The organism is Lederbergia citrea (genome assembly GCF_018343525.1).
Classification (GTDB): domain Bacteria; phylum Bacillota; class Bacilli; order Bacillales; family Bacillaceae_C; genus Lederbergia; species Lederbergia citrea.
The window spans coordinates 549,647-570,112 of record NZ_JAGYPH010000002.1; the positions used below are offsets into that span (position 1 = coordinate 549,647).

The window sequence follows — 20,466 nt, forward strand, 5'->3', positions numbered from 1 at the left end:
ACTCATCACACCCCATTACCACCACTTTGAAAATTCCTGTTTGTCATCAGATAAAATGAGTTTTATAATAAGAAAAAGGGTAAAGTTGTTTGATGGGGCCCTATAAGAGAGGTGATGTATTTGCAAACGCAAGTGATCATCAATGCCGCTATTTATCCTGGCGGTTCCGAGGAGCCAATTCAAAATGGTTTTATTCGGTTTGCTAGGCAAATAGTTGAATTAGGCAAGATGGAGCTTTACGAAGAGCAAGCGGGAGAAAAAGTGACCGATGCTGCTGGAAGGATCGTCATTCCAGGGATGATTGACGTCCATATTCACGGAGGGTACGGCACGGATGTGATGGATGCTGACCCGCAAAAGCTGCTGTTTCTCAGTGAGGAATTGCTCAAAAAGGGGGTAACTTCTTTTTTTGCAACGACCATTACCCAGGATTATGGGAATATCACTGAAGCATTACGAGCAGTAAAAACGGCAAAAGAATTAGGCGCTTCAATCGAAGGTGTTCATTTGGAGGGGCCTTTCATTTCTGAGAAACGCGCAGGCGCCCAACCTCTTGAATACATAATCGATCCTGATGTCGACTTGTTTTTACAATGGTATGAAGCATCAGGCGAGCTCATAAAACTTGTCACGTATGCACCCGAAAGACCCGGGGCGAAAGAGTTTGAACAAGTCATGATTGAACGCGGAATCGTCCCATCCGTTGGACATTCGGATGCTGTCAGGGAGGAGTTGCTTAACAGTGCAGCTTCACACGCGACACATTTATTCAATGGAATGCGCGGGCTGCATCACCGTGAAGCAGGTGTGGCAGGGCATGCGTTATTGACGGATGGATTGTATGTGGAAATCATTGCTGATGGAATCCACGTCACTCCAGATATGGTCGATATGGCATATCGCTTAAAAGGCGCGACTGGAATTACGCTTATTTCAGATGCGATGATGGCAAAAGGGATGGATGATGGCGAGTATGAACTCGGTGGCCAAAAGGTTTATGTTGAAAACGGACAGGCCCGCCTTGAAAATGGTTCTTTAGCAGGAAGTGTCCTTGGAATGGATGAAGCATTTCGGAATATAATTAAATTCACAGGATGCTCTATTTCAGAAGCGGTTCAAATGACTTCCAGCAATCAAGCTGCCGAATTCGCTCTTTTACAAAAAGGGTTCTTGGAACAAGGAAAAGACGCAGATCTAATCATCATGAACGAACAACTAGAAGTAGAAAAAACATACCGGCTGGGAGTCGACTTTTTAAAGGAGGAGAAATAAATCATGAATGTCATCGTAGTTAAAAACGATCAAGAAGCAGCAGAAAAAGCATTTGAAATTTTGAAATCAGGACTCGAACAAGGGGAAATTAACACACTTGGACTTGCGACTGGTGGTACACCATTAAAGCTTTACGCTGAAATGCGCAATGCAAATTTAGACGTTTCAAACGTGACAACAGTGAATCTTGATGAATATGTTGGATTGTCAGCTGATAATGAACAAAGTTATAATTACTATATGAACCAAGAACTTTTCAATAGCGTAAAATTTAAAGAAACGAACTTGCCAAATGGTGTAGCGCAAGATTTAGAAGCTGAATGTGAGCGATATGAAAAAATCCTTGAAGAAAATCCTGTGGACCTGCAAGTGTTGGGACTCGGAACAAATGCACATATTGGTTTCAATGAACCTGGAACACCGTTTGACTCGAAAACTCATGTTGTTAAATTAACAGAATCAACCATTGAAGCGAATAAGCGCTACTTCGAAAAAGAAGAAGATGTACCAACACACGCAATCTCAATGGGAATCGCCTCAATCATGGAAGCGAAACAAATTGTCTTACTTGCATTCGGTGAAGCGAAAGCAGAAGCGGTAAAACAAATGATCGAAGGCCCTGTTACTGAGGAATGCCCGGCATCAGCGCTGCAAAACCATCCAAACGTAACAATCATCGTCGATGAGGCAGCAGCAAGCCAGTTAAAATAACTATAAGTGCACTTTAAAATTCTAAGTGGGAGATGATCGAAAGTGAATAAATATACGAAATATGGACTTATTTTTTTAGTCGCTCACACAATCTTTCTCACCGATTTGACGCTAGAATGTATTTACTTTATTAAATTTTAAGGTGCCTAAAAGAGTGTAAAATCGCATGCGGTTTTACACTCTTTTTATTTAATGGCGAACGCGAATAAACTCCCTTCGAACGCGAATAAACTCCATGTGAACACGAATAACCTCCATGCGAACACGAATAACCTCCGTGCGAACGCGAGTAAACCCCATGTGAACGCGAATAACCTCCCTTCGATCGCGAATAAACCTCACACAAACACGAATAAACTCCCACCCCACCTCCATATGTTTAATGATTCTCACTTAAAGGTATAGGAGAAGTGAAATCATGATAAGGAGGGACTATTTTATGACATTTGATTCTTGGGCCCCGATATACATATCGAAACTGCCAAACTTGCTGTGGGCCCTCATTGTACTTTTAATTGGCTGGATCATTGCCAAAGCCGTTGGAAAAGCAGTAGAAAAAATATTGAGGAAAACAAGCTGGGATGAAAAACTGTTTGGTGGTGGCCGGCAACCAGCGGATGCAGGGACACCGGGAACGGATAAACCAACAGGCAAACGTCCAGATACGAATGAACTGATCGGAAAAATTGTCTATTATATCCTACTCGTATTTGTATTCATTTTATTTTTCCACCTCTTGAACCTCGGTTCAGTTGCATCTCCATTTTTAGGCATGTTTGGAACGATGCTTGGTTTCATTCCTGCCATTTTAAAAGCTGCACTCATCTTGCTATTTGCTTTTATTATCGCCAGCCTATTGAGAATGCTTGTTGTAAAAGGCGGACAAAAAGCAAACGTTTCAGGTTTAATGCAAAAAATGAATGTGTCCGACTCTGATAATGACAGTCGAAAATTCCTTCAAACGGCTGGCAACATTGTTTTTTACCTGGTGATGCTTCTCTTTATCCCTGGAGTTCTCGCAGCACTTAATATTCATGGTGTTTCCGGTGCATTTGGCGGCATGCTGGAAAATATGCTCGCATTTATTCCAAAGCTACTCGCAGCCGCGCTTATATTATTAATCGGTTGGATTGTCGCAAAAATTATTCGTGAACTTGTGACAGGCTTACTGAAAACAGTGGGCACGGAAAAATTTGCCTATCGACTCGGTTTACAAAAAGTACTGGGTGATACCTCATTATCATCGATAATTGGAACAATCGTATTCGTTTTAATTATGATTCCAATCGTTATTTCTGCATTGGACAAACTTGAAATCCGCGCAATTACAGATCCAGCGGTCCAAATGCTGAACTATGTCATGACGATGATTCCGAATATTATCATCGCCATCCTCCTCATTGCAGCGAGCATTTGGCTAGGTAAATGGGTGCGCCAAATTATCGCAGGACTTTTACAGCGTGTAGGATTCGATTCTTTGACCCGTAATATGGCGATAGGCGGCTGGAAACCAGGCACTGGCGGTATGCTCATGTCCGAACTTGTCGGCTATATCGCCCAAGTACTTGTCGTCTTTTTATTGACGATCCAAGCACTGAATCTTGTAAAACTAGGCTTTCTCGTAACGATGCTCACAGCCATTACAGCTTATTTGCCACATGTGTTGGCAGCTGTTATCATCTTGGCACTTAGCTTGATTGTCGCAAATATCGTTGAAAAAGTGCTATCCAATATTTTAACGGGGCCAAGCTTTAAAATTATTACATCCGTTGCCAAATATGCGATCATCGTACTGGCCGTATTCATGGCATTGGATCAGCTTGGTGTAGCAGCAAGCATTGTCAACTCAGCGTTTATTCTAATCCTTGGGGGACTTGCCTTGGCATTTGGCCTGTCATTCGGTCTCGGAGGAAAAGAGTTTGCGAAAAATTACTTGGCAAAACTCGATAAAACGATTGAAGAGACAGAAGTAGATATGTCAAAAAAACCAAATTCATCGGGCAATCAAGGGATTGACCCAAATGCAAACAACTTGAACCAGTATCCGGGAGAGGGTACAAAAATTGACCCGCCACCACAAGCGCCAGAAGGCAATCTGTGGGATAAAGGCAATCCGAGTCAAAATGGCCCTGATATGTAAAAATAAAATCGAGAAACCTCCCTTTGCACATCGTGTAGAGAGAGGTTTTTTGATGGAGGGGGCCGATTTGCCCGAAACCTCAGGTCTGATTATCGTAATCCCGCCGAATTTGCCATTAATCCCGCCAAAGTTCGCAATAATCCCGCCGAATTCATAATTAATCCCGCCAAACTCACATATAATCCCGCCAAACCCCGAAAACAACCGAAAAAAAGACAAGCCCCCGCGGACCTGCCCCCAAAAAAACCTATCGCTGCAAAACACCAATAAGGATATATTTCAGTTTCTTCCTTGAATTTGTCTCATTCCATGTTTCGACCAGCGATTTATTCACTTTAAAAGGTGTGATAAATGGTGCTTGCCCCTGAACTTCCTGTTGATCTACAACGTAGTATTCGCCGAGCTTGCCGCCGCTTGTAACCTCAACGCGCTTCCCAACCTTAAGCCCGGTTCCGATTTTTCTTTTCCGAACTACCCCTTGATCAGTGAGCACCCACATATAATCCTTCCCGGTCTCTTGTAAAATACTCTTCTCATGAAGCACCGGCACTTTCATCGCTGTAGCAGTCACAATATCAGTTTTTACATGATAGCCGACATACAAATCTTTATCATGATCACCAAGAGTAGCTGTAAATTGGTAGAGACTCGCCTGATCGATCGAAGGATCGGAAATCGGCAGCTCGTCCACCTTGCTAATATCACCAATAATCTGACCTTTGAACATATTTGAAGTAATATTAACTTGCATTCCTTCTTCCACTTTGGCTATTTGTTCTTCGAGCAAACGGCCTTCGACAATAGGATCTTCGGAGACAATTGTCATAACTGGGTTATCCAATTCAAATGAAATATCTTCGACAATGCCGTCAACCGAAGCGATAACAGTCAAACCACTGCGCCCGCTTTCAATCGCCTCACGCTGATCTTCATATTTCTGAATTTCCTGATCCACTTTCTCTTTTTCTAATTCTTTTTCAGCAATAGCCCGATCAAGGGAAAGCTTAAGTTCACGGATCGCCGCTGCTTCTTGGCGCTTTTCTCGAGCTATATCGGCCTCTCTATCCGTTTCGGTATGGTAATCAGGCACATAATCAGAATCATAGTCATAGTCATTATCATATTCATAACCCCAATCATCCTCCACATAACTAATATGGATCGGCGAAAGCGAGGATTTCATTTTCTCCATATTTTCAATGAAAGTATCAATACTATCCTTCTGTTCTGTCAAACTATCGATCTCTGCATCAAGAAGCGCTGTTTGCCCGTCCAAGTGATCACTGGCATACTCAAAAAGCGGTGTCCCGCTCTCAACCTTATCGCCTTTTTCAACTAAAAACTCTTGGAATTCGGCATTTTTATCGATAAAAATACGATGTTTTTCAGATGGAACAATGATTCCTTCAGCAGGAAAAGATTCGATCAAATTCCCTGTCTGAAGCGGTTTCCAACTTGAAATATAATTTATCCGATCAGCTTTGCTCTCCTCTTTTTCAATTAAAAAAAGATTCACACAAATAAATGCGATTGCTGCTATGACTGAGAGCAGCTGAATCCACCCTTTGTTCACCCATGATCACCACTCTTTTTTCTATAAAAGTATCTTAAAATTAATAAATGCCTGTAACGCTCCAAAAGCCCAAAAAATGAGATTCATTGACAAAACCATCACTATCGCCGCGACCCGTGATTTCATCGCGAATGTGCGCAAACCTTCGTACTGAACCACCATGGCCACAAGCTTGAACAAAGACATCGAGCCGAAAAGATAGATCAAATACTCATAATCTGTTAGGTATTGGGCTATAACGCCTAAAGAAAACGGAGAAGAAAACCACGGCAAGTTAAGCTTTGTCGCCATTAAAATAAATGTTGTCTGTTCTACTAAAAGAATCGGTAGCGTAAAGGCTTGTAAAACAACCATTTTGGTATACCACGTATCCGATAACATCCAAAAAAACAGCGCAGGCAGGAAAATCACGCATCCCGCATAAAGCAGTCCGTGAATGATTCGTCCAATAATAAAATAGCTTTTTAAACCTTCATACTGAAGAGGAGAAGACTTTAGGAGCTCAGGTGAGACGACATGAGAGCCGACCCCAAACAATCCTGAAATTAAAAATACTAGCGCACTCGCTAAAAAAAGCCACGAAAGCCGCGTACGCAACCCATAAATAACTTCAGCTTTCTCCAACTGAAAAAAACTTCTATTTGTATATAATAAACCTTTAAAAATCCTCGTTTGATACATCATCATTGATCACCCGCTCAACTATTCAACACTTATATTCTAACCTATAATTCTACAATAAAGCTAGAATATTACAGATTTCCCTCATGCTTCAATCTAAAACTATTAACCTAGGACATTTGGAACTGTTCCTTCGACAATATACTGATTATTATTAAAATATCTGCATATTTCGAAATCAGAAATAATTCAGATGTCTTTATCATCAGAACGAGGGGGAATACTATGTTAAAAAGAAGCGCATCACTTCTGCTCATCTTTCTCTTAGCATTTGGAAGTTTTACGTCCGCCATGGGCAACAAGACTCTTCCAAAAAACGCGCAGAAGAAAGTACATCCTAAATCAGAAGAGGTAAAGCAAACGGAAGATCCAAATGTGGAACAACGAGTCATCGTCGAGTTGAGGGATGAGGCACCGATTCAAATTGCGACAAAAAAAGGTGTCAAATTCGAAAAGCTCGCTAAAACTGAAAAGAAACAACTAGAGAAAAATGCAAAAACAAAGCAAAATGCAGTAAAAGAAAAAATGAAAGAAAAGAAAGTGAAAGCAAAATACTTAAAAGATTTTACTACAGTCATCAATGGATTTAGTGCAGAAGTAAAACAAGGTGATATTGAACTAATCAAAAATTTGCCGGAAGTTAAGTCGGTACATATCGTTCATGAATACGAACGTCCAGTTGTCAAACCGGAAATGAAATACAGTAAAGAAATTGTGGAAGCGCAAAAAGCATGGCGCGACTATGGTTATAAAGGGGAAGGCATGGTCGTTGGTATCATCGACACAGGCATCGATCCAAGCCACCGTGATATGGTTTTATCAGACAACTCCACAGCAAAGCTGACAAAAAACAGCGTCAAACTAGCGATTGCTGATAACGAATTGCCTGGCCAGTTTTATACGGAAAAAGTTCCGTACGGCTACAACTATATGGATGAAAATCATGAAATTCGCGAAATTCACGCCGAAGCTAACATGCACGGCATGCACGTTGCCGGTACAGTCGGTGCGAATGGCGATGAAGATAATGGCGGCATCGAAGGGATTGCCCCTGAAACGCAGCTTCTTGCTTTAAAAGTATTTGGCAATGACCCAGAAATGCAGTCGACATACGGCGATATTTATATTAAAGCGATCGATGACGCGATTAAGCTTGGTGTCGATGTACTGAATATGAGTCTCGGCTCGACTGCCGGATTTGTCGATTCTGAATCTCCGGAACAGCAAGCTGTAAAAAGAGCAGTCGAAAACGGTGTGCTCATGTCTATTTCTGCAGGAAACTCTGCGCTTTTTGGAGATGGATATTACTACCCGTTAGCCTCGAACCCTGACTATGGTGTGAGTGGTTCGCCTGGAGTATCATATGACTCCTTACAAGTCGCTTCTTTTGAAAATACTTTTATGGAAGTAGATGCACTTCAATATACGATCAACGGTGAAAATGGAACGGCACCATTCTTGTCAGCAGGAAAAACGCATCCGAACGATGGTGAGAAAAACACATTTGAAGTCGTGGGCGCAGGCCTCGGTGAGCCGGCTGATTTTGCTGGTGAAAATGTAAAAGGTAAATTTGCACTCGTTCAGCGTGGAGTAATTGGTTTCGTAGATAAAGCACTTAATGCACAGGCAGCAGGTGCTGAAGGTGTCATTATTTATAACAATACAGATGGAATCGTCAATATGGCTTCAGAAGATGCGATTGAAATTCCGCAGCTATTCATGTTGAAAAGCGATGGAGATAAATTAGCTGCAGCTTTGAAAAATGGACAAGCCGTAACATTGAAATTCGGCGGAGAGAAAGCAAAAATCGATAACCCGTCTGCAGGTCTAATGAGTGATTTCACGTCTTGGGGCTTAACTCCAGACCTTGATTTTAAACCGGAAATCACAGCACCGGGTGGACAAATTCTCTCCACATTGAATGACAATAAATATGGATTAATGAGCGGTACATCGATGGCGGCTCCGCACGTTGCAGGTGGTGGTGCACTTGTGTTACAGCGTGTCGATGAAGAGTTTAAACTATCGGATGCAGACAGGATTTTACGAGCGAAAAACTTATTGATGAATACAGCGAAACATGTTGAATTTGACGATGCACTCGTATCACCTCGCCGTCAAGGTGCAGGAATGATGCAGCTTCATGCAGCACTTTCAACGCCTGTGATCGTGACTGAATCAAAAACGAAAGAAGCAAAAGTGGCGTTAAAACAAGTGACTGACAATAAAGTAACATTTGAATTGACTGCACAAAACTTCTCTAATAAAGCAGTCACATACGATGTAAAAGCGAATGTCCAGACAGATACGTTCGTAAAAAGTGGACAAGACGTACTTGTGGCGCCAAACCTAATTGGAGCTTTAGATTTAGAAGGCATGGCAGTCGCAACAGTAAATGGTAAGAAAACAAACAAAGTTGAAGTTCCGGCTAATGGTACAGCGAAAATCGCTGTCACAGTTGATGTCAGTGCCATTGACTCAACACTTGCAGCTAATTTCACAAACGGTTACTGGTTAGAAGGATTTGTCACATTAACAGATCCAAAGGATAATAATCCACAGCTTTCTGTTCCATATGTCGGCTTCAAAGGTGAGTGGGATAAAGCACCAATCTTTGATAAACCGATGTGGGAAGAGGACACGTACTACGGAATGACTGGAGTTTTAACGACTAAAGGGAAAGGTAATTACGTATTCCTGGGTGAAGATTTTGCTACAGGTGAAATTGATCCAGCGAAAATTGCATTTTCACCAAATGGTGACGGCAACCAGGACGATGCACTAATGATCTTGTCCTTCCTAAGAAACGCTAAAGAAGCGAAGTTCCAAGTACTTGATGCAAATAAAAATGTTGTTCGCACATTGTCGACTGAATCTGAGGTTAAAAAGAATTACTATGATGGTGGAAGAGCACCAATGTATTTCCTATCCTCATCACTTGCTTGGGACGGAAAAATCAATAATAAACAAGCTCCTGAAGGTAAGTATTACTTACAAGCAGAAGCAGTCATTGACTTTGCAGGTGCGAAATGGCAATCACTTGAGATACCTGTAATACTTGATACAACAGCTCCGAAATTGAGTGCAACCTTCGATGCCAAAACACAGAAAATCACGGTAGACGCATCTGACGAAGGCAGCGGCCTTGCATACTGGGATGTCCTCGTTGATGGAAAATCAATCTTGGATAAACCACTCGCAGCAGATCAAACAGAACACAAGCTAACAAAAGGTTTGAGTCCTGAACAAACATTGACTGTTGTCGCAGTAGACTACGCAGGTAATAAGACGGAAGCAAAAGCAAGCGAAGCAAAAGACGTAACTATACCTGATCTCCACTTATTGACTCCGGAATTCCTTGGAGTGTCATCAACGAAAAATGTGGTGTTCTCAGGCTATGTAAAAGATAAATCAGGCGTGAAATCTGTAACTGTAGACGGGAAGCAAGCGGAACTTGTCTATAACGCAGAAAAAGATCAGTACGATTTTAGCATCACTATTAATCAGAAAAAAGACGGCTATTACTTATCAAAAATAAAAGCTGTTGATAACGCCGGCAACGAAACAGAAATTGGCCGCCGCTATTTTGTTGATACAGAGAAAGCAAAACTGAAAATTAAAGGCGCTAAAAACAATGTCGAAGCAGACAGCATCACAGTGTCAGCAGAAATAACCGACAATTTTGACGCCATTCGCCTTTACGTGAACGGCAGCGAAGTTTTCAAAAACGATCTGTCAGAACCATACGGCATGAACGGCTTTAAGAAAACAGTAGACGGCATTGAATTGAAACTGGAAGAAGAGAATAACACCTTCATCTTCAAAGCAGTCGATCTTGGTGGAAACGTAACGGAAGAAAAAATAACGATTAAGAAGAAAATCAAAAAGAAATAACGAATGAAACCGGCACCTAATGAGGTGTCGTTTTTTTTAAAATGACATAAAATAGTTCCGGCGCCACATGGTCTTGATGTTAATCAAACATTTGATTAGACGTATGTTCGTATAATCAAACGTCTGATTAGACATATGTTCGTTAATCAACCATTTGATTAGATGCATGTTCGCATTATTGGACGCTTGAATGATGGCGCTCCAAGTAGCATTACAGCCCAAAAAACTTTCCCACCGCTTCCCAACAGGAAAATGCACAAAACCGGCGCTATATTTGATATAATAAATCATGTACTCTATAATATTAGTCCTAATATAGGAGATTAATAATGCCGGATAAAGTGAATATACTTGGTGTGGAATTTGATCATACAACAAAACAAGAAATGGTTAATCAATTACATGACAACATAAAAATGAATAAAAAGACATTTGTCGTTACAGCCAATCCCGAGATTGTGATGGAAGCGACAATGAATACCACTTTCAAGGATACACTCCGAGACGCTGATCATATCATTGCAGATGGAATCGGAGTTATTTTAGGTGCGAAAATCTTGAAAAAACCTCTTCCGGAAAGAATTCCGGGAATTGAATTGATGGAAGAGCTTCTTCATATTGCCAATCAGGAATCCTTAAATGTTTTCTTTCTTGGATCAAGGGAAGATGTAATTAAGCAAACGGTCCAAAATGTAAAAAAAGACTACCCAAATCTAATCATTGGTGGTTATCACCATGGTTTTTTTAAAGAAAATGATCAACAAATATTAAATATGGTCAAAAATGCAAATTCGGACCTGATTTTTGTAGCATTAGGTTTTCCTAAACAAGAATATTGGATACAGAATCATATCGATTCATTTCATAAGGGGATTTTTATGGGGGTAGGCGGCAGTTTTGACGTGTTAGCGGGAACGGTGAAGCGAGCACCAGCCATTTGGCGGAAATTAAATTTGGAATGGTTACATCGGTTGCTTCAACAACCATCGAGATGGAAAAGAATGATTGTTCTCCCGATTTTCGTTAAGAAAGTCTGGCAATCTAAGCAAAAAAGCTAGATATATAACTATATTCTTCAAAAATTCAAAGATTAGTTGAAAAATAAGCTTGACTTAGCTATGATTATATACAACTAGCATTTTTCATCATTATATACCACAAATTTGAAAAATATTACAAAAACAATAAGGAGGTTACAAAATGGAATTTCTATATTTAACCCTATGTTTTGTGGCCTCTATTTTGATCACACCGTTAGTGAAAAAACTAGCAATAACCTTCAAAATAACAGATGCGCCAAACCATAGGAAAATTCATAATAAAATTATGCCGCGACTTGGCGGACTAGCCATTTATATAAGCTTTATGATCGGCCTTTTGGTCTCACATCAGCATGACCCACACTTATGGGCAATCATGGTCGGAAGTTTAATCATCGTCATTACGGGAATCCTTGACGATATTTTTGAACTCTCGGCAAGATATAAATTGCTCGGCCAACTGTTTGCGGCTACAGTAGCCATTCTGGGCGGATTTGAACTAGAATTTATTAACCTTCCATTTGGCGGAGAATTACAATTTGGCTTTTTGAGTGTCCCACTAACTATTCTATGGATTGTCGGGATCACCAATGCGATTAATTTAATCGACGGATTAGATGGACTTGCAGCGGGAGTTTCCTCCATTGCTTTAATCACATTAAGCATCATGGCATTCATCATGGGAGACGCATTCGTTGTAACTATTTCATTAATCCTTTTGGGTAGTACGCTCGGATTTTTACTTTACAATTTTCATCCAGCGAAAATCTTTATGGGTGACACAGGGGCGCTTTTCTTAGGCTATATGATCGCGATCCTGTCGTTACTAGGATTTAAGAACGTAACATTTTTCTCGCTCGTTATTCCAGTTATTATTCTCGGAGTGCCAATCTCTGATACAATTTTTGCAATTATAAGGCGAATTATTAATAACCAGCCACTATCAGCGGCAGATCAACATCACTTACATCACCGCTTATTAAGTTCAGGATTTTCCCATCGTCAAGCAGTGGTAATCATTTATGCTGTGGCGGTCATGTTCGGTTTAACAGCGGTCATCTTTTCAATGGCAACCATCTGGGGCTCATTACTCATAGTCGCAGTATTGCTCATTGCAATCGAATTGTTTGTTGAAGTGGTCGGCTTAGTTGGTAAAGACTATAAACCGTTGCTGAGGTTTATGAGACGATAGATAAAATAAAAAAGCAAGAGGATGGAGTAATTGCCGTTCTCTTGCTTTTTTTGTATTGGCAAAGAAATTCATTTCGACAAAAAACGGGGCGTGACAGGCACGACCCGAATGATCTTTATGTGTGAAATAATTTTTCAAAGAGTCTATGTTCCGGTTTTTTTGTTGAAAAGGGCTGAATTTGTAGTACATATCAAATATTTACACTGTTGATATATTATTTCAATAATTTAAGGGTAAAGTATTGATAAGATGGAATAGAGGGTGAGGTGTTTTTGATGTTTACAAAGATCTTTAATTTATTTAAAGGTACAAAATCAGATTCCGAAGAACCCCATTTTTATAAAGAGCAAATTGTGATCGATGAGGACATTGAACATGATGATCCTTATGAATATGAAGACGAACCCGAAATCGAAGATAGGCATTATTTTTACTAAGAGTCCAACCACTGGGCTTATTTATTTGAGTCTATTTAGGGTTGACCAACCGGTTGGGTAAATAGTCAATACATTAATAGAGAGCTTAAATAATAAAAACTAAAGCTGCTTGTAAATCACATTAATGTGATTTACAAAGAAAAAAGTGCCTAAACCCTACAGATGGGCTAGGCACTTTTGCTTTTCTAATTCTCTGTACTCGGACCTGCCGTATGGCTAGGTGGCTCATGTGAAGCAACATCTAAATGCTGCTTGAGTGTTCCTTTAAGTTCTGCAAGAGCTTCTTCATCCAACTGATAATAATAAACATTGTTACCGCTACTGTTTGGAATATAACTATCAGCGCCGGCAACTTGTAAAGTCTCAATATTGAGGTTACCCGAAATGCCATAATCAATAAAGGCCTTCATTTCATCAAAAGTCATGTTAGTTAACATACTAGAGCCGATCGCTTCGATTACCTGACTGTATTTAAGTACAGACGTTCCAGAAGCTGCCTTTTTCACAATAGCTTTCATGATTTCCTGTTGACGTTTACCTCTTTCAAGATCACTATCTAATTTTCTAGTTCTAGCCAAGGCTAGAGCTTGTTCACCATCTAAAGTCTGCATACCTTCTTCTAACTTGATAGCGCCTGCTTTATCTTTCGAGTTTTGTTCAGAGAACGTATATGGTACCTCAACGTCAATACCGCCGAGAGCATCTACAACCTTCATGAATGCATTGAAATCCAACCGGACATAATAATCGACAGGAATATCTAGTAAATCTTCAACCGTTTCGATTGTTGCTTTTGGACCGCCGTAGCTATGGGCATGATTAATTTTTGTGGAATAGCCCACTTCTTTAATATAAACGTACGAGTCACGTGGTATAGACAGTAACTTTACGGACTTTTCTTTTTCATTTAAAGTGGCAAGCATAAGAGCATCTGAGCGAGTATGGTCACCAGTACCGCGTTTCTCGCTTCCGTCTATTCCAATAAATAATACTGAAACATTATCAATGTTCGGGTCAACCTTTTTATCCCTAAGATCTGACTTCACTCGATCTGCATGATACGAGTCGCCCATGACTGTTTCAGCTTTTTTATATAAATAAGCGCCGTAGCTGATACCTAAAGATGCAATGAGTAAAATAGGAAAAGCAACAAACCAGAATATCCGTCGGCGGCGTATCGTCTTTTTTTTGTTTATAGAGAATTGATATCGTCCCATTTGGGCTTTACTCCTTTATAATTGAATTCATTTGATTTCACGTAAAATTTACATAATATTAATCTATCCTTTATAATACTATGTTTTGTTGCATTGGTACAATACATTTTTATTACATTATGAATGTACCAATATTACCAAGAAAGGGAAGAAGCAACCCAGATTTCTGTGGTGTCCTAAAGTCCGGTGACCGCTAACCCGCAGCGTATATGGCTTTTAAAAATTCCCACTGGATCTTCAACTTATAAGCAAGGGCAGAAAAATGAATCCGTGATAAACGATTGATTTTCAAAACGCTCATTGTTTTTTTGTATTCTCGACAATTGGTCTTGGTACTTAGTATACAGCATCCCCCAGACGAGCATTCGCCCCCTAAATGAAACAATATTGGCGCTATAAAATTTTGTAATAAAGTTCTATAACTAATAAATGAATGTTCAATTTAATTAAAGAACGGTGCTTTTTTCCGCCAACTTTTTACAAATTTTTCCCCTACAGGAATATTTTTATGATACAATCAGGCATATCAAATCTATTAAAAGGGGAGGAAATAAAAAGTTGGATTTAAAAAGGTTACTAGCAGTGCTTGTCGTTTTTACTTTATTTATACCTTTGACCACGGCTAATGCGGCAGTTAATACTCAAAACATCTCAATTAAGCTAAGTAATTATATAGGGAAGAAACCGGAATTGACTTTTTCTTTTGTCGGCAAACACTCAATAAAGGGAAATGCCGATATAAGATTAGAAGAGTCCGAAAAATATATAGTTAAAGTTGAAAAAGGAAATTTACATTTATATGACCCAAAGGGGAAAAAACTGAAAGAGTTAGGTACGTCTTTTATAGTAGAGGCTGATAAATATGCAGAAGATAGTGTGCAAACTATTTACGGCAATTCTACTAAAAAGTATTTAGGTGATATTCAGTTTGAAGTAGAAGATGGAAAGTATGTTCGTCCAATTAATCTTGATATTCCATTTGAAGATTATTTAAAAGGTGTGGTTCCACTAGAAATGCCGGCATCTTGGAATTTGGAAGCTGTGAAAGCTCAATCTGTTGCAGCGCGTACCTATTCTGCCGGAAGTATTGGGAAAAAAGTTGCTGATACACAAGGCTTCCAAGTATATGGGGGGTATGATTGGCACCCAAACTCTACAAAGGCTGTTGATGAGACGAGTGGAAAGGTCCTTAAATATAATGGAAGACTGATTGATGCTGTCTATTCATCTAGTAATGGCGGATATACGGAATCCAATTCTAACTTATGGGGCGGTACTCAATTAGCTTACCTTCCTGCAAAGAAAGATTCATACGATCCGCAACATCCTTGGACTATTAATCTTGCGGTAGATCAAATTGATACAAGAAAACTAGATTTAAAAAGTCCGAATAATTGGTGGAATTCTACAACAGAAGTGGATTCAGCAGTTACAAATAATTTAAAAAATGTCCTATATGCTTTAAATGATTATAAAAATACCGAAATAAAAATAGTAAGGATTCCGAAGATTGAATTTACAAATAAAAATAGTAGTGGCAGAAGCCAAAATGCTTCAATCACGATGGAGTTCTTTGTTAAAGATAAGTCGACAAACACTTATCGAATGGATGGCAGTACGTTAAAGTCATTCAAAGTAACACATTCAACTACTGCAAACTCTATGAGAAACCTTTTAGGAACTATGAATATGAAAAGCCTTCTTGTGTCAAATAACGAAACACTAGAACACACAAGATTAGCTGGGTTAAACAGATTTGAAGTAGCGGTTAACGTTTCAAAAGAAGGGTGGAGTAGTGCTGATACCGTCGTTTTAGCCAATTGGGAGGCGTTCGGGGATGCCCTTGCTGCAACACCGCTTGCTTATCAAAAAAATGCACCCATTCTTTTGACGAAACCAGCGAACTTACAAGCAGCCACAAAGGCAGAGATCCAGAGATTAAAACCAACAAATGTCATTATCGTGGGTGGAACGATCAGTGTCAGTGCAAAGATTGAAAAAGAGCTCACATCACTAGGGGTTAAAAGTATTTCCAGAATAGATGGTAAAAGTCGATATGAAGTAGCTTACAACATATCGAAAGAACTCAACCCAGCAAGTAAAGCTGTCGTTGCTAAAGGAGCGATTTTTGCTGATTCGCTCTCAATCGCATCATATGCGGCAAGAAACGGATACCCTATTTTATTAACAGGCCCTGAAAAGCTAAATGCAGCTGCGGTAAAAGCAATAAAAGAAAAAGCCATTAATGAGACAATTGTTGTTGGTGGGGAAATTAGCGTCAGCAAATCTGTCTATAATCAACTCCCCAGCCCAATAAGAATTGGAGGGAATAATCGTTATCAAGTTTCTGCCAATATTATAAAGGATCTTAATTTGAACCCGAGTAAGGTTTTTATTGCAACTGGCAATTCGTTTGGTGATGCATTAACAGGATCTGTTTTAGCAGCTAAACAAAATGCGAATATGGTGCTGACACCTGCACATCAATTACCAGGCAGCGTAAAAAACGTCTTAGATCAAAAGCTAGTAAATGACTTTTTGATCTTAGGTGGTCCACTTTCAGTAAGTGAAGATATTTCTATGAATCTACCAAACTTATCTATTAAACTTTCAGGTAAAGGTTTTGGACATGGAGTAGGAATGAGCCAATATGGCGCACAGGAAATGGCTAAAAAGGGAATGAACTATTCGCAAATACTATCCCATTATTACCCTAATGCTAAGTTAGAGAATAATTAATCTAAGATTTATTATGGGTGCTTCTCTGATAGATGAGAGAAGCCGTTTTTTATGGATTATAACTGGTATGAAATTACCATATTCAAATCAATACTGTAGGAGGATGAATGATGAAAAGAAAATTACTATCATGTATTGTTGCCCTTATCATGTCATTTCTCGTTGTTATGGAAGTATCAGCGGCAAGTACGACAAGACTAGGAGGACAGGATCGGTTCGATGTTTCGATTAATGTTTCCAAAAATGGATGGAAAACCTCATCAACTGTCGTATTGGCAAATTGGGATGCATATGGAGATGCTTTAGCAGCTGGTCCACTTGCATATAAGCACAATGCTCCAATACTATTAACGAAGTCAAACGTTTTAAATAGTAGAACAAAGAGCGAAATTCAAAGATTAAAAACGAAATCCGTCATTATTGTTGGTGGATCTATCAGCGTATCCGAAAACATTGTGAAAGAATTAAAAAATATGGGGATTTCCGTTAAAAGAATAGCGGGAAATAGTCGTATGGAAGTCGCAAACAATATTGCTCTAGAAATGGGTAATAGTAGCAGAGTCGTAATTGCAGATGGTTTTAACTTTCCGGACGCATTATCTATAGCTCCATATGCAGCTAGAAATGGTTACCCGATCTTACTGACAAATAAAAAACACAATTTGGATAAATCCACGCAAAATATTATTAATCAAAGGAAAATAACCGAAACGATTATCTCCGGGGGCCCATTAAGTGTATCGGATCAAGTCTTTAAATCGGTGCCTAACCCGAGAAGGTTTGGCGGTAATAGTCGTTATGCCGTTTCGGCAAATATTGCTAAAGCATATTTCTCATCCAGTTCCACCGCATTTGTGACAAGAGGAACCGTATTCGCAGATGCTCTAACCGGGTCAGTGTTGGCAGCGAAAAGAAACGCTCCTATTTTACTGATTAAACCAAACGATCTACCTATCGCAATTAAAAGCTATATAGCAAACCAAGGAGTCGGTAATTTTACATTACTTGGTGGTCCAATTTCCGTATCAGAAAAAACGAATAATACTTTAAGGCACCCAATTGTTGGACAAACAATTGTCCTTGACCCCGGACATGGTGGCAAGGATCCTGGTGCCGTTGGGAATAGTTTAGCGGAGAAAGAAATAGTCCTTGATATTGCAAAACGGGTAAATTCAAAACTGAATCAGTCGTTAGCGAACGTGGTTATGACTAGAGAAACGGATGTGTTTCTTGAACTCCAAGAAAGGGTAGAGCTAGCAGAGAAGTCAGGTGCGGATATTTTTGTGAGTATTCATGTCAACTCATTTTCCTCCCCCTCGGCAAATGGAACAGAAACATATTATGATGAAACTCATGCTCCTAAGGAAAGCAGGGAATTAGCAGAGGAAATACAAAAGGAATTACTCAAAGCTTTAGGTACGACAGATAGAGGGGTTAAGAAAAGTGGATTTTATGTTATAAAAAACAGTAAAATGCCAAGTGTCTTAGTAGAAATTGCCTTTATAAGCAACGGTAATGATGCAAAGAAATTAGCCGATACTACGTATCGACAAAAAGCGGCAGATGCTATTTATAGAGGAATAATGAACTATTATGAGTAATTTTGATTTAAATCAGGAGTGCGATTACGCATCCTGATTTATTTTTTTTTTATGATCATGAATGCCTAGCTGTATTTGACTTGATCCTTTAATAAAGTTATATTGGATAGTGTGTTTTACCATCAAATTTCTACAATTTGATACAAAACCATACTAGAATTTATTAAGTTAATATAAATAAAATAGACTTAAAAAAAGGAGTTGGTGTTTGTGATATACGCAGAAATTCTTGCCGGTGGAAAAGGAACTCGTATGGGGAATATTAATATGCCGAAACAGTTCTTAACACTCAATAACCGACCAATTATTATTCATACAATTGAAAAATTTTTACTAAACGACCGTTTTGATAAGATTATTATTGTTTCTCCAAAGGATTGGATGAATCATACAAATGATATCATTAAAAAGCATATTGGCGATTTAGATCGAATCGTTGTAGTTGAAGGTGGTAAAGATCGAAATGAATCGATCATGAGCGGAATTAAATATATTGAAGAAAACTTTGGTATAAACGATGACGATGTCATTGTGACTCATGATTCAGTTCGTCCTTTTTTAACACATCGGATCATCGAAGAAAATATCGACGCAGCACTTGAGTATGGGGCGGTTGATACTGTAATAGAAGCAATAGATACGATCATTCAATCAGAGGATAGAGAATTCATCTCTAATATTCCTGTCCGTGATACAATGTTCCAAGGTCAAACACCTCAAAGCTTTAATATTAAAAAACTAGTGAAACATTATCAATCATTGACTGAAGAGGAAAAAACCATTTTGACAGACGCATGTAAAATTTACTCTATTCATGGCGAAAAAGTTAGATTGGTTAGGGGCGAAGTATTTAATATAAAAGTGACGACACCTTATGATTTGAAGGTAGCTAATGCTATTATACAGGAGCGGATTTCACGATGATAAACCAAGTATATCGTTTAGTTTCTCCACGCCAATTTGAGGTAACCTATAAAGATCGATCGCTTCAATCTGATTATGTTGTTGTCCGCCCTTCGCATCTTTCGATTTGCGCAGCAGATCAAAGATATTATACGGGAACTCGTGGTAAAGAAGCGATGGCTACTAAGCTGCCAATGGCCCTTATTCACGAGGGTATAGGAAAAGTTGTTTATGATCCTTTAGGGGAAATAGATACGGGTACTTCTGTTGTAATGATACCTAATATACCGACTGAGACAGATGAGATTGTTGCGGAGAATTATTTAAGATCAAGTAAATTTAGATCAAGTGGATACGACGGTTTTATGCAGGATTATGTATTCTTAAATCGTGATCGACTTGTGGAACTTCCAAACGAATTGAATCCACATGTTTCAGCGTTCATAGAGCTTGTTACCATTGCCATGCACTCACTCGTTCGCTTTGAGGCAAAAGCGCATACTCGCCGTAATGTATTTGGAGTATGGGGTGATGGAAACCTTGGATATATCACCTCCTTAATGTTGAAAAGACGATATAAGGATAGCAAGGTTATTGTTTTTGGCAAAAATCAATATAAATTAGATCATTTCTCCTTTGTTGATGAGACTTACCAAATTGATGAAATCCCTAATGATCTATTTATAGATCACGCTTTTGAAGCAGTTGGGGGAAAAGGTAGTCAATATGCGATTAATCAAATGATTGATCAATTATTCCCTGAAGGTTCAATTGCCATTATGGGTGTTTCAGAATATCCGGTAGAAATCAATACAAGAATGATCTTGGAAAAGGGCCTTACAATCATAGGAAGTAGTCGTAGTGGGCGTACTGATTTTGTCAATACAGTTGAATTTATGAAAGAACATCCTGATTTTGTGGAATATTTACGTACTCTTGTTGGAGAAATCCAAGAGGTAAAGACAATTCAAGACATTATTACAGCTTTTGAAAAGGATTTAACATCTTCTTGGGGCAAAACAGTTATGGAGTGGAAAATATAAAAAGTTATTTTCTGGACATGAGA

14 protein-coding genes are annotated in these 20,466 nt (G+C 39.2%); 11 read left to right on the forward strand and 3 right to left on the reverse strand.

Annotated elements, in window-relative coordinates; genetic code table 11:
* Nucleotides 1–114: 114 nt before the first annotated feature.
* The 3 genes from nagA to KHA88_RS11815 all read left to right on the forward strand — a co-directional run bounded on the left by nagA (nucleotide 115) and on the right by KHA88_RS11815 (nucleotide 4,123).
* Nucleotides 115–1,272: an N-acetylglucosamine-6-phosphate deacetylase gene (gene nagA / locus KHA88_RS11805; RefSeq protein WP_213122012.1), complete on the forward strand. Its 1,158-nt coding sequence runs from the start codon at nucleotides 115–117 to the stop codon at nucleotides 1,270–1,272.
* A 3-nt stretch (nucleotides 1,273–1,275) separates the two neighbouring features.
* A complete protein-coding gene (nagB, locus tag KHA88_RS11810; protein ID WP_213098410.1) occupies nucleotides 1,276–1,983 on the forward strand; it encodes a glucosamine-6-phosphate deaminase in 708 nt (235 codons plus the stop codon).
* A gap of 439 nt (nucleotides 1,984–2,422) precedes the next feature.
* Nucleotides 2,423–4,123, forward strand: a complete 1,701-nt coding sequence (locus KHA88_RS11815) for a mechanosensitive ion channel (protein WP_249313077.1) — start codon at nucleotides 2,423–2,425, stop codon at nucleotides 4,121–4,123.
* A 247-nt stretch (nucleotides 4,124–4,370) separates the two neighbouring features.
* Here the strand turns inward: KHA88_RS11815 and KHA88_RS11820 are convergent, their stop codons facing one another.
* Both KHA88_RS11820 and KHA88_RS11825 read right to left on the reverse strand, forming a co-directional pair.
* Complete coding sequence (locus tag KHA88_RS11820) at nucleotides 4,371–5,696, reverse strand: efflux RND transporter periplasmic adaptor subunit (RefSeq protein ID WP_213122014.1); 1,326 nt, start codon at nucleotides 5,694–5,696, stop codon at nucleotides 4,371–4,373.
* A 21-nt stretch (nucleotides 5,697–5,717) separates the two neighbouring features.
* Nucleotides 5,718–6,380 carry a hypothetical protein gene (locus KHA88_RS11825; RefSeq protein WP_213122015.1) on the reverse strand — a complete coding sequence of 221 codons (663 nt, stop codon included), beginning with the start codon at nucleotides 6,378–6,380 and terminating at the stop codon, nucleotides 5,718–5,720.
* A 222-nt stretch (nucleotides 6,381–6,602) separates the two neighbouring features.
* Between KHA88_RS11825 and KHA88_RS11830 the strand changes: the two genes are divergently transcribed.
* The 4 genes from KHA88_RS11830 (at nucleotide 6,603) to KHA88_RS11845 (ending at nucleotide 12,940) form a co-directional block, all read left to right on the forward strand.
* On the forward strand, nucleotides 6,603–10,271 hold the full coding sequence (locus tag KHA88_RS11830; protein WP_213122016.1) for a S8 family serine peptidase: 3,669 nt from the start codon (nucleotides 6,603–6,605) through the stop codon (nucleotides 10,269–10,271).
* A gap of 329 nt (nucleotides 10,272–10,600) precedes the next feature.
* Complete coding sequence (locus KHA88_RS11835; protein ID WP_213122017.1) at nucleotides 10,601–11,329, forward strand: WecB/TagA/CpsF family glycosyltransferase; 729 nt, start codon at nucleotides 10,601–10,603, stop codon at nucleotides 11,327–11,329.
* 142 nt (nucleotides 11,330–11,471) lie between these two features.
* Entirely contained in the window at nucleotides 11,472–12,503 is a 1,032-nt protein-coding gene (locus KHA88_RS11840) for a glycosyltransferase family 4 protein (RefSeq protein ID WP_213122018.1), read from the forward strand.
* Nucleotides 12,504–12,778: 275 nt separating this feature from the next.
* Nucleotides 12,779–12,940, forward strand: coding sequence for a hypothetical protein (locus tag KHA88_RS11845; protein WP_213098402.1), 162 nt, complete (start codon nucleotides 12,779–12,781; stop codon nucleotides 12,938–12,940).
* A gap of 185 nt (nucleotides 12,941–13,125) precedes the next feature.
* On the opposite strand, the gene KHA88_RS11850 is transcribed toward KHA88_RS11845, so the two are convergent.
* Nucleotides 13,126–14,157 (reverse strand): LCP family protein, encoded by a 1,032-nt coding sequence (locus tag KHA88_RS11850; RefSeq protein WP_213098401.1) that lies wholly within the window; start codon nucleotides 14,155–14,157, stop codon nucleotides 13,126–13,128.
* 558 nt (nucleotides 14,158–14,715) lie between these two features.
* Between KHA88_RS11850 and KHA88_RS11855 the strand changes: the two genes are divergently transcribed.
* From KHA88_RS11855 to KHA88_RS11870, 4 genes are all read left to right on the forward strand, one after another.
* Nucleotides 14,716–16,896 (forward strand): SpoIID/LytB domain-containing protein, encoded by a 2,181-nt coding sequence (locus KHA88_RS11855; protein WP_213098400.1) that lies wholly within the window; start codon nucleotides 14,716–14,718, stop codon nucleotides 16,894–16,896.
* A gap of 110 nt (nucleotides 16,897–17,006) precedes the next feature.
* Nucleotides 17,007–18,497: an N-acetylmuramoyl-L-alanine amidase gene (locus KHA88_RS11860; RefSeq protein ID WP_213098399.1), complete on the forward strand. Its 1,491-nt coding sequence runs from the start codon at nucleotides 17,007–17,009 to the stop codon at nucleotides 18,495–18,497.
* Between the two features lie 210 nt (nucleotides 18,498–18,707).
* Entirely contained in the window at nucleotides 18,708–19,421 is a 714-nt protein-coding gene (locus KHA88_RS11865; RefSeq protein WP_213098398.1) for an IspD/TarI family cytidylyltransferase, read from the forward strand.
* Nucleotides 19,418–20,443: a ribitol-5-phosphate dehydrogenase gene (locus KHA88_RS11870; RefSeq protein WP_213122019.1), complete on the forward strand. Its 1,026-nt coding sequence runs from the start codon at nucleotides 19,418–19,420 to the stop codon at nucleotides 20,441–20,443. Before KHA88_RS11865 ends, KHA88_RS11870 begins: the two co-directional genes overlap by 4 nt.
* Nucleotides 20,444–20,466: the final 23 nt, after the last annotated feature.